Consider the following 11,118-nt stretch of genomic DNA (forward strand, 5'->3'; position numbering starts at 1 on the left):
TTTGTTTGGTGAGAGATTCAATTATAACATGAAATAGGGGGTCATTGTTTTTTTATTTAAAAAACTCTGTAACCCTTGATATATAAAGAAAATTTATAAAAATAGTGTAAAAAAATTTTACACTAACCTAAAAAGAGAGGGGGGCCTGTGATGAAAAAATTTTCAAGTGCAACGGCCTGGGTTATAGTGTTTGTATTTGTTATTCTTGCAGCATTAATGCTTGCTAGAACAAATGAAAGTTCAACAACTATTAATTTTAATGAATTTCAAAAGTATTGGATAGATAACAATATAAAGAGTTTCCAAGTAAAGGAAGATAAGATGACCGTAGATGGTACTTTGAAAAATGGTAACTCATATGAAACAATTGTTCCTTCTGAAAGATTATTTCAGTTTATTGCTGAGCATCCTAAGAATGGAGATGTAAAAGAAGTTTATGTTAAGCCTGCAACAATCCCTATGTGGGTACAATATTTACCAACGGTACTTTTAATATTAATGCTCGTAGCTTTTTGGTTTATGTTTATGCAACAATCCCAAGGTGGGGGTGGCAACCGAAATGTAATGAACTTTGGTAAGAGCAGGGCCAAGATGGCCACGCCGGATAAAAAGAAAGTAACTTTTGCGGATGTGGCAGGAGCTGATGAAGAAAAAGCGGAACTTGCAGAAATTGTAGATTTTTTAAAGTTACCTAAAAAGTATATAGAAATGGGAGCTAGAATTCCTAAAGGAGTGTTACTTGTAGGACCTCCGGGAACTGGAAAAACGCTTCTTGCGAAGGCTATAGCTGGAGAAGCTGGCGTACCATTTTTCAGTATATCAGGGTCAGATTTTGTGGAAATGTTTGTTGGTGTTGGTGCATCGAGAGTTAGAGATTTATTTGATCAAGCCAAGAAAAATTCACCTTGCATTGTGTTTATAGATGAAATAGATGCAGTAGGGAGACAAAGAGGAGCAGGTCTTGGTGGAGGACATGATGAAAGAGAACAAACTTTAAATCAATTGCTAGTTGAAATGGATGGTTTTGGTGCGAATGAAGGCATAATAATGATAGCGGCAACAAATAGACCAGACATTTTAGATCCTGCGCTTTTAAGACCTGGAAGATTTGATAGACAAATATTAGTTGGAGCTCCAGATGTTAAGGGTAGAGAAGAAATTTTAAAAGTTCATTCAAAAAATAAGCATTTGTCTCCAGAAGTTAAACTTGATGTGCTTGCAAAAAGAACTCCAGGATTTACTGGAGCTGATTTAGAAAATTTAATGAATGAATCAGCACTTCTAGCAGTTAGAAAAGATAAAAAAGAAATAAATATGGATGAGTTAGAAGAAGCGGTAACTAGAGTTATAGCTGGACCAGAGAAGAAAAGTAGAGTAATTGATGAGGAAGACAGAAAGCTTACTGCTTATCATGAAGCAGGGCATGCTGTAGTTATGAAATTACTTCCTACAGCAGATCCAGTTCATCAAATAAGTATAATACCAAGAGGAATGGCTGGAGGATATACTATGCATCTTCCAGAGAAAGACAGCTCTTATATGTCCAAAACTAAACTTGAAGATGAAATAGTAGGATTGCTTGGTGGAAGAGTAGCAGAGAAGCTTATAATAGGAGATATAAGCACAGGTGCTAAAAACGATATTGATAGAGCGACTACTATAGCAAAGAAAATGGTTATGGATTATGGAATGAGTGATTTAGGACCAATAGCCTTTGGCTCAGGACATGATGAAGTATTTTTAGGTAGAGATTTAGGAAAAGGAAGAAACTTTAGTGAACAAGTAGCTTTTGAAATAGATACAGAGATAAGAAAGCTTATAGATGAGGGATATAACAAGGCAGAAAAACTTCTTAATGAAAACACAAGCAAACTTCATGCTGTTGCTAAGGCTCTTTTAGAGAAAGAAAAACTTGAAGCTAATGAATTTGAAGAAATATTTGAGCAAGCGTAAAATATAAACTTAATATTACTAATAAAATAGAGGTTAATAGCCTCTATTTTATTGCAAATATATATTAAAAGGTTAGCAACAATGATATAATAAGTATGTATTTTTGAAGTTTTAAAATAAAATTAGGATGAAATGGGATGATCTTATGGAGTTTAATGTAATAAAAGGAATGTCATCTACAAGAGAAATATATGTAACGGACAATGATATAGCAAGTAAGTTGGGTTCTGGGAATATAGATGTATTTGCCACACCTGCCATGGCAGCACTTATGGAAAATACAGCTAAGAGCTGTGTAGATTTGCATCTTCCGTGCGGATATACTACAGTAGGAATCGAAATTAATATAAAGCATATTAAAGCATCAACAGTTGGAATGAAAATAAGATGTGAAGCATGTTTAATAGAGGTAGATAGGAAAAGGTTAGTATTTAGTGTAGAGGCATGGGATGAAAAAGGAAAGATAGGAGAAGGAACTCATACAAGGTATATAGTAAACAGTGAAGAATTTATGGAAAAAATACAAAGATAAGTTTAAAAGGTAAACCTGTCTTGACAAATAAAGTTTAACTGATAAAATTAAGTTATTAAATTGACATATAGAGATTATACTGGGGGGCAGCTTTAGAGCTGCTCTTTAATTATGTATATGTGTTTAAACTGAAAGGCGGTGTATTAAGTGATTATAGTTTTAGATGTGGGAAATACAAATATAGTTTTAGGAGTTTATGAGGATAAGGAACTTATTGTAGATTGGAGATTGTCAACACATTCGAAGCGAACAGCAGATGAATATGGTATTCAAGTCCTTGATCTATTTTTGCATAATAAATTAGATCCGTCAGATGTTGAAGGCGTAATAATATCTTCAGTTGTTCCTAATATTATGTATTCATTAGAACATATGATAGTAAAATATTTTAAAGTTATACCAATAGTAGTTGGACCAGGAATAAAAACGGGTATAAATATAAAATATGATAACCCTAAAGAAGTAGGAGCAGATAGAATTGTTAATGCTGTTGCTGCAAGGGAAATATACAAGAAACCAGTTATAATTATAGATTTTGGAACAGCCACTACTTTCTGTGCTGTAACTATGAAAGGAGATTATTTGGGAGGCACTATATGCCCAGGTATAAAAATAGCTTCTGAGGCACTATTTGAACGTGCAGCGAAGCTTCCAAGAATAGAATTAATAAAGCCTGATAGCGTAATATGTAAAAACACAGTAGCTAGTATGCAAGCAGGTATAATATATGGATACATAGGTCAAGTTGATTATATAGTTAGTAAAATGAAAAAGGAAATGATGGATCTCGGAGAGGATGAACCACTTGTAGTTGCAACCGGAGGGTTAGCTAAGCTTATTAGTGAAGAGTCTAAATTTATGAATTTAATAGATCCAATTTTAACATTAAAAGGTCTTAGAATAATTTATGAGAAAAATAAAGAGCAGGTGTAATAATGAAAATAAGAAACTTGGAGTTTAAAGAAAGTGTTTTTTTAGCTCCTATGGCAGGCGTTACAGACATAGCATTTAGAGAATTGTGTAAAAGGAATGGTTGTGAACTTGTTTATACAGAAATGATAAGTGCTAAAGCTTTGTTTTACGGAAGCAAAAATACAAAAGATATGTTGTTAATATCAAAGGAAGAAGCTCCTGTAGCAGTTCAGATTTTTGGAAATGATCCTTTTGTAATGGCTAAAGCCTGTGACTTTTTTAACGACAATGAAGATATTTGCCTAGTTGATATAAATATGGGATGTCCTGCTCCTAAAATAGTTAAAAATGGAGAAGGCTCTTCATTAATGAAAGATCCTAAGCTAGCTGCTCAAATAGTTAGAGAAGTAAAAAAAGCTTCAGTAAAACCAGTAACTGCTAAGTTTAGAAAAGGTTTTGATTCTAATAATATTAATGCTGTAGAATTTGCAAAAGAGTTGGAACAAGCAGGTGTAGATGCAGTAACTGTTCACGGAAGAACTAAGGAACAGATGTATGAAGGAAAAGCAGATTGGGATATAATAGCTGATGTAAAAAAATCAATTTCAATTCCTGTTATAGGAAATGGAGATGTTGTTACTGCAGATGATGCAGTGAAAATTTTTGAATATACTAATTGTGATGGGATAATGATAGGAAGAGGGGCTATGGGAAACCCTTGGATATTCAATCAAATTCATCAAAAAAATAAAAATAAGAATGTAATTTATCCTTCAGGAGAAGAGAAAATAGATATGTGCATAGAACATTATAAGATGGCTCTTTATTATGAAGGAGAGGAAAAGGCTGTACGAGAAATGCGAAAGCATGTTGGATGGTATTTAAAAAGCTTAAGCAATAATAAAGAAATAAAAGATATTATAAATTACGAAAAGAGTAGCGAAAAGGTTATCTCAATTTTAAAACAATATAAAGAATATATTAAAATTAACAGTAATTTTTAATAGTGAAATGGAATAAGTTATAACATAAACAAATTTTCGGTAAAGATTGTGGCGTAAATAGAACATATTAACTCTAATATAAAAAGTGTTTGTGAGTATAATAAACTTTAATATGATTTAGTGCAAGGTAATTAGTTGTTAATATGGATAGATTAAACATAATTGAAAATGTTGACATTGCAATAATGCTGTTTTTTAATTACTTAAATGATTATTAAGGTAATTTTATATAAATAAGTAATTTCTCAAAGTACTATTTATATAAGGTTTCTTAGTAAATTATTAAAAGGGGAGAGTAAAATGAGTGAATCAAAAAAGAAGTATGTAATGACTTATGAAGGTGTGAAAAAACTAGAAGATGAGCTTGAATACTTAAAGACCGTTAAAAGAAAAGAAATAACAGAAAAAATAAAAGTTGCTCTTTCATTTGGGGACTTAAGTGAAAATTCAGAGTATGATGAAGCTAAAAATGAACAAGCATTTGTTGAAGGAAGAATAATTCAACTTGAAAATATGTTGAAAAATGCTACTATAGTAGATGAGAGCGAAATCTCACTAGATATAGTAAGTGTAGGTTCTATTGTAAAAGTTAAGGATTATGATTTTGATGAAGAAGTTGAATATACAATAGTTGGTTCGGCAGAAGCAGATCCTATGAACAATAAAATATCTAATGAATCACCAGTAGGAATAGGTCTTGTAGGTAAAAAGGTAGGAGACATAATTGAAGTGCAAGTGCCAGATGGAGTAAGTAAGTACGAAATACTTGGCATAAGAAGATAAATTGGAGGGCATATAAATGGCGAATGATGAAAAAAATTTAAACCAGTTAGAAGAGGATTTTAACCAACTTATAAAAGAGAGAAGGGAGAAGTTTTTTAACCTTCAAGAACAAGGGAAAGATCCTTTTGATGTATATAAAGTGGAAAGAACACACGTATCAGAGGAAATAAAATCTAATTATGAAGAACTTGAAGGTAAAAGTGTTACTGTTGCAGGAAGACTTATGTCAAAAAGGGTTCATGGAAAAGCTGGATTCTCAGATCTTCATGATAGATATGGAAAAATACAATTATACATAAAGATAAATGATGTTGGAGAAGAAAGACTTAAAGAATATAAGTCTTTTGACATAGGAGACATTTTATCTATAACAGGAACTGTATTTAAAACTAAAACAGGAGAGGTTACTCTTCATATTACAGATTTTGAACTTTTGGCTAAGTCCTTAAGACCATTACCAGAAAAGTGGCATGGATTAAAGGATCCTGATTTAAGATATAGACAAAGGTATGTAGACTTAATAGTGAATCAAGATGTTAAAGATACGTTTATAAAAAGAACTAAAATAATAAAAGCTATAAGAGCTTTTTTAGATAATAAAGATTATCTAGAAGTAGAAACACCTATTCTTTCAACTATTGCAGGTGGTGCTGCTGCAAAACCATTTATTACACATCATAATGCATTAAGTTTAGATATGTATTTAAGAATAGCTACAGAACTATACTTAAAGAGGCTTATAGTTGGTGGATTTGAAAGGGTATATGAAATAGGTAGAAACTTCAGAAATGAAGGTATGGATGTAAGACATAATCCAGAATTTACATGTATGGAATTATATCAGGCTTATGCAGATTATAACGATATGATGGAAATAACTGAAAATATGGTAGCTTATGTATGTGAGAAGGTCCTAGGAACTACAAAAATAACTTATGAAGATACAGAAATAGATTTTACACCACCATGGAGAAGATTAACTATGGTAGATGCAGTTAAGGAGTATACAGGAGTAGATTTTAATTCAATAAAAGATGATGAAGAAGCAAGAGGCATTGCAAAGGAAAAACATATAGAATTAAAGAAACAATTAAAGGATTGTACAAAGGGAGATATACTTATCGCATTATTTGAAGAGTTTTGCGAAGATAAGTTAATGCAGCCTACATTTGTTTGTGATTATCCAGTAGAAAATTCACCTCTTACAAAGAAGAAGAGAGGAAATGAAGCATTTACGGAAAGATTCGAAGGATTTGTATACGGTAGAGAAGTATGTAATGCATATTCGGAGCTTAATGATCCTATAGTTCAAAAAGATAGATTCCTTCAACAATTAAAGGAAAGGGAACTTGGAGATGACGAAGCTTATATGATGGATAATGACTTTATAAATGCATTAGAAATAGGAATGCCTCCAACAGGTGGGCTTGGTATAGGTATAGATAGATTGATAATGTTCTTAACAAATTCTTCTTCTATAAGGGATGTTATATTATTCCCAACAATGAAACCAGAACAACAATAAAAAGTGTTATATTCATCTTAAGTATAAATGCTTAGGATGAATATTATTTTATGCATCAATTTAAGCACTAGTGATAAGAATTAGCAATAAATTATGCATAAAATTAATAAATGGATATATAATATAAATAAAAATTTAAAAAAGTGCAAACAAACTTAAAAAGACTATTGCATTTTAAAAAAAACTTGGTATAATAATAAATATAGTTAAGATATTCCGCGATAGCTCAATGGTGGAGCACTCGGCTGTTAACCGATAGGTTGAAGGTTCGAATCCTTTTCGCGGAGCCATTTTTTTATTTAATAACATTTAAGTTAATAAAAATTGAATATTTTGTAATGATGAAGAAAAGTAATAATGAAGGTCTTATAAGAGAGATTGTGGCAGGTGAAAACAATTAAGATTTAATTATGAAGGAGTTTCTGAACAAAATGTAAGAAAGCAGGGCTTGTGCCAAAAAGGGTGGAACCGCGGAAATAAGTTTTCGTCCCTTTAAGGTGTAGGGTCTTTTTTTTATTATATAATCTAATATTTTTGCAATGATGAAGAAAAGTAATAAATAAAAACTTATAAGAGAGATTGTGGCAAGTGCGAACAATTAAGGTTTTATTTATGAAAGGAGCTTTTGAGCAGGTTTTTTAAAGAGTAGGGATTATGCCAAAAAGAGTGGAATCGCGGAAGTAATTTTCGTCTCTTTAAAGGTAGGTCTTTTTTTATACTTTAATAGTCAATTACTAGTACTACTAAAATTAAAAATAAACTTTAGGAGGTAATTATAATGGCAGTAGAAAAGACAATGGATAAAGTAGTGGCTTTAGCTAAAAATAAAGGTTTTGTGTATCCAGGATCAGAAATATATGGAGGGCTTTCAAATACATGGGATTATGGTCCTTTAGGTGTAGAATTAAAAAATAATGTAAAAAAAGCATGGTGGCAGAAGTTTGTTCATGAAAATAAGCATAATGTAGGAATAGATTCTGCTATTCTTATGAACAGTGAAGTCTGGGTTGCATCAGGTCACATTGGAAACTTTACAGATCCTCTTATGGATTGTAAAGAATGTAAAGGAAGATTTAGAGCAGATAAGATAGTTGAAGAACACATGACTAAAAACGGAGTGGAAAAGGCTAGTGCTGATGGCTGGAGTAATGAAAAGTTAAAACAATATATAGTAGATAACGGGATAGAATGTCCTAACTGTGGAAAAAAGAATTTTACAGATATAAGACAGTTTAATTTGATGTTTAAAACATATCAGGGTGTAACAGAGGATTCTAAATCAGAAATACATTTAAGACCAGAAACAGCTCAAGGCATATTTATAAATTTTAAAAATGTTCAAAGAACTTCAAGAAAAAAAGTGCCATTTGGAATAGCACAAGTGGGAAAATCTTTTAGAAACGAAATAACTCCAGGTAACTTTACATTTAGAACTAGAGAGTTTGAACAAATGGAACTTGAATTCTTCTGCAAACCAGGTACGGATTTGGAATGGCACGGTTATTGGAAAGAATACTGCTGGAACTTCTTATTAAGTCTTGGTATTTCAGAAAATAATATAAGATTTAGAGACCATGATAAAGAAGAACTTTCTCATTATAGTAATGCAACTTCTGACATAGAGTATTTATTCCCATTTGGATGGGGAGAGCTATGGGGAGTAGCTGATAGAACAGATTATGATCTAACACAACATCAGAATCATTCAGGAAAGGATATGTCTTATCTTGATCCAGTTACAAATGAAAGATATATACCTTATTGTATAGAACCTTCTGTAGGGGCAGATAGGGCTGCATTAGCATTTTTAGTTGATGCATATGATGAGGAAGAGCTTGAAGGTGGAGATTTAAGAACAGTACTTCATTTTCATCCAGCTATTGCTCCAGTAAAAGCAGCTATACTTCCACTAACTAAAAAGTTATCAGAAAAAGCTGAAGAAGTTTATGATAAATTAAGAAAAGAATTTAATGTAGAATATGATGAAGCAGGAAGTATAGGAAAGAGATATAGAAGACAAGACGAAGCAGGAACTCCTTATTGTATAACAATAGATTTTGATACATTAGAGGATAATACAGTAACAGTAAGACATAGAGATACTATGGAACAATTTAGAATGAAGATAGACGAACTTGAAGAGTTTATAAAAGAAAAAATGGAATTCTAAATAGATGTATTTAAATTTATTATAAAACAAATAATTTATACAAAAAAGCTGTGAAATTTACGACTAGATCTAAATTTCACAGCTTTTTAAGTTTCTTGTATTAAGTTTTTAAAACACTATTAAAATAAAAACATTGTATGTGTTAGAATTTAAACTATAATTAAAAGGCATAAAAAAATACCGGATAAATAATCCGGTAAAGTAGGGTTTAATCATGGGGATATGTTATATGTTTAATTAAAACTTGGGGAATTATATTAATATTCCTTACGGCACCTAATTAGTATAGCATATGAAGTTACAAAGTTTCAATACATTACAATAAAGTTTTTAAATTAAGTATTTTCTTACAATTTCGACTATGTTCAGCAAATATATTGAATATAGAAAACAAAGCTTGGTATATTTATATGAAGAAATTTGTCATATAGTTAACTTAATATTGTAGATGTATATCATAATAAATTTAGTATTATAGCAAAATTAAGATTTTTAATATTCATATATACTAATAAAGGTGAAACAATTTTAATTTTATGTTAAAGTGGTATAATTAAGTAGTACATTATAAGAAAATAGTTACTTATAGTTTGATTGTGGAGGGCTTAATAATGAAAAAAGATTTTTCAGATTTTAAAAAATTTATAAAGGATAAGAATACAGCTGTAGTCGGTATAGGAATAAGTAATAAACCTTTGATAAATTTTTTATTAAAACTAGGTGCGAAAGTAAGTGCCTTTGATAAAAAAAGTGAAGAGCAATTAGGAAGTGCTACTAAGGAATTTAGGGCAAAAGGAGTAAAACTTGTATTAGGAGATAACTATATGGATAGTTTAAAGGGTTTTGACGTAATATTTAAGACTCCTTCTATGAGAATTGATAGTCCAGCACTTGTAAATGCAAAAAATAATGGTGCATATATAACTTCCGAAATGGAAGAGTTTATAAGATATTGTCCTGCAAAAATATATGGGGTTACTGGTAGTGATGGAAAAACAACAACTACTACATTAATTTATAATATACTTAAACAGCAAGGTTACAAAACCTGGGTAGGTGGAAACATAGGAACGCCTTTATTTTCTCAAATAGAAGAAATAAATAGCGACGACAGAGTAGTACTGGAGTTATCAAGTTTTCAGCTTATGACTATGAACGTTTCACCTCAAGTTGCAGTTGTTACAAATTTAAGTCCAAATCACTTAGATATTCACAAGGACATGGAGGAGTATATAAATTCAAAAAAGAATATTTTTAAATATCAGCAGTCGGAAGATTTATTAGTATTGAATAAAGATGATGATTTAACAAATTCTATGTTCGATGACGCTAAAGGAAAAGTAGCAGGGTTTAGTATAAGAGGAAAAGTTAGAAATGGAGCTCATTTTGAACAAAATAAGTTATATATAAGAGAAAAAGAAGTTTGTATGTTAAACGAAATTCAAATAAAGGGCATGCATAATGTGGAAAATTTACTTGCTGCTTTTTGTGCAGTTAGCGATGATGTAAGTATAGAAAGCATGAGAAAAATAGCTGTAAGTTTTACAGGAGTAGAACATAGATGTGAATTTATAAGAGAAATAGAAGGGGTAAAGTATTACAATGATTCAATAGCTACAAGTCCAAGTAGAACTTTAGCAGGACTTAAGGCTTTTGAGAAACCTGTTATTTTAATAGCAGGAGGATATGATAAAAAAATTCCTTTTGATGTATTAGCAGAAGAAGGATATGAAAACATAAAAGCATTAATATTAGTTGGAGCGACTAGAAATAAAATAATGGATGCATTTTCAAAAGTTATGGAGAAGAAAAGTGTAAAGATACCTATAATGATGGAAGAAGATTTAGAAGAAGCATTAAACAAAGCCAAAAATATTGCTAAGGTTGGAGATATAGTAACTCTTTCACCAGCTTGCGCTAGTTTTGATGCATATCCAAATTTTGAAGCTAGAGGTAACAAGTTTAAAGAATTAGTTAAAAAATTGTAATACAAAGTATAAAATAAATTTCAGCTGCGTTATATTATAATTTATAATTTTTAATTTAAGTTGATATAAAAATTCTTAATTACCTAAGTTTCGTACAAACGAAACTTTAGTAGTTTCCATATTGTAGTTTCCAAAAAATAAATAATGGATAATACCAAGCCTTGAAGTATAATTTTCTTTGCAGAGAAAAATTAAGAAAGGCAGGTATTATCCTATGAATAATTTTACCTTTACTCAAAATAACTGTAAAG

8 protein-coding genes and 1 tRNA gene are annotated in these 11,118 nt (G+C 30.8%); all 9 read left to right on the forward strand.

From position 1 onward, the window contains the following. Window positions 1–150 precede the first annotated feature (150 nt). The gene (ftsH, locus tag HBE96_RS17865) at window positions 151–1,953 is read left to right on the forward strand and encodes an ATP-dependent zinc metalloprotease FtsH (protein ID WP_169299082.1); all 1,803 of its coding nucleotides are present in this window, start codon (window positions 151–153) and stop codon (window positions 1,951–1,953) included. A 145-nt stretch (window positions 1,954–2,098) separates the two neighbouring features. After that, complete coding sequence (locus HBE96_RS17870; protein ID WP_169299083.1) at window positions 2,099–2,485, forward strand: thioesterase family protein; 387 nt, start codon at window positions 2,099–2,101, stop codon at window positions 2,483–2,485. Between the two features lie 147 nt (window positions 2,486–2,632). Next, complete coding sequence (locus tag HBE96_RS17875) at window positions 2,633–3,418, forward strand: type III pantothenate kinase (protein WP_169299084.1); 786 nt, start codon at window positions 2,633–2,635, stop codon at window positions 3,416–3,418. A gap of 2 nt (window positions 3,419–3,420) precedes the next feature. Next, complete coding sequence (gene dusB / locus HBE96_RS17880) at window positions 3,421–4,401, forward strand: tRNA dihydrouridine synthase DusB (protein WP_169299085.1); 981 nt, start codon at window positions 3,421–3,423, stop codon at window positions 4,399–4,401. 300 nt (window positions 4,402–4,701) lie between these two features. Beyond that, the gene (gene greA / locus HBE96_RS17885) at window positions 4,702–5,184 is read left to right on the forward strand and encodes a transcription elongation factor GreA (protein WP_169299086.1); all 483 of its coding nucleotides are present in this window, start codon (window positions 4,702–4,704) and stop codon (window positions 5,182–5,184) included. 16 nt (window positions 5,185–5,200) lie between these two features. Further along, a complete protein-coding gene (gene lysS / locus HBE96_RS17890; protein ID WP_169299087.1) occupies window positions 5,201–6,709 on the forward strand; it encodes a lysine--tRNA ligase in 1,509 nt (502 codons plus the stop codon). A 215-nt stretch (window positions 6,710–6,924) separates the two neighbouring features. After that, window positions 6,925–6,999, forward strand: a tRNA-Asn gene (locus HBE96_RS17895). Between the two features lie 488 nt (window positions 7,000–7,487). Continuing rightward, a complete protein-coding gene (locus HBE96_RS17900; RefSeq protein ID WP_169299088.1) occupies window positions 7,488–8,879 on the forward strand; it encodes a glycine--tRNA ligase in 1,392 nt (463 codons plus the stop codon). A 611-nt stretch (window positions 8,880–9,490) separates the two neighbouring features. Beyond that, window positions 9,491–10,867 (forward strand): UDP-N-acetylmuramoyl-L-alanine--D-glutamate ligase, encoded by a 1,377-nt coding sequence (gene murD, locus HBE96_RS17905; protein WP_169299089.1) that lies wholly within the window; start codon window positions 9,491–9,493, stop codon window positions 10,865–10,867. Window positions 10,868–11,118 lie beyond the last annotated feature (251 nt).

The organism is Clostridium muellerianum (assembly GCF_012926525.1).
Classification (GTDB): Bacteria; Bacillota; Clostridia; order Clostridiales; family Clostridiaceae; genus Clostridium_AM; species Clostridium_AM muellerianum.

Bases quoted from the DNA above. Each gene is read 5' to 3' on its own strand.
- ftsH (WP_169299082.1), top strand. From the start codon at position 151: ATGAAAAAATTTTCAAGTGCAACGGCCTGGGTTATAGTGTTTGTATTT.
- HBE96_RS17870 (WP_169299083.1), top strand. From the start codon at position 2,099: ATGGAGTTTAATGTAATAAAAGGAATGTCATCTACAAGAGAAATATAT.
- dusB (WP_169299085.1), top strand. From the start codon at position 3,421: ATGAAAATAAGAAACTTGGAGTTTAAAGAAAGTGTTTTTTTAGCTCCT.
- greA (WP_169299086.1), top strand. From the start codon at position 4,702: ATGAGTGAATCAAAAAAGAAGTATGTAATGACTTATGAAGGTGTGAAA.
- lysS (WP_169299087.1), top strand. From the start codon at position 5,201: ATGGCGAATGATGAAAAAAATTTAAACCAGTTAGAAGAGGATTTTAAC.
- HBE96_RS17900 (WP_169299088.1), top strand. From the start codon at position 7,488: ATGGCAGTAGAAAAGACAATGGATAAAGTAGTGGCTTTAGCTAAAAAT.
- murD (WP_169299089.1), top strand. From the start codon at position 9,491: ATGAAAAAAGATTTTTCAGATTTTAAAAAATTTATAAAGGATAAGAAT.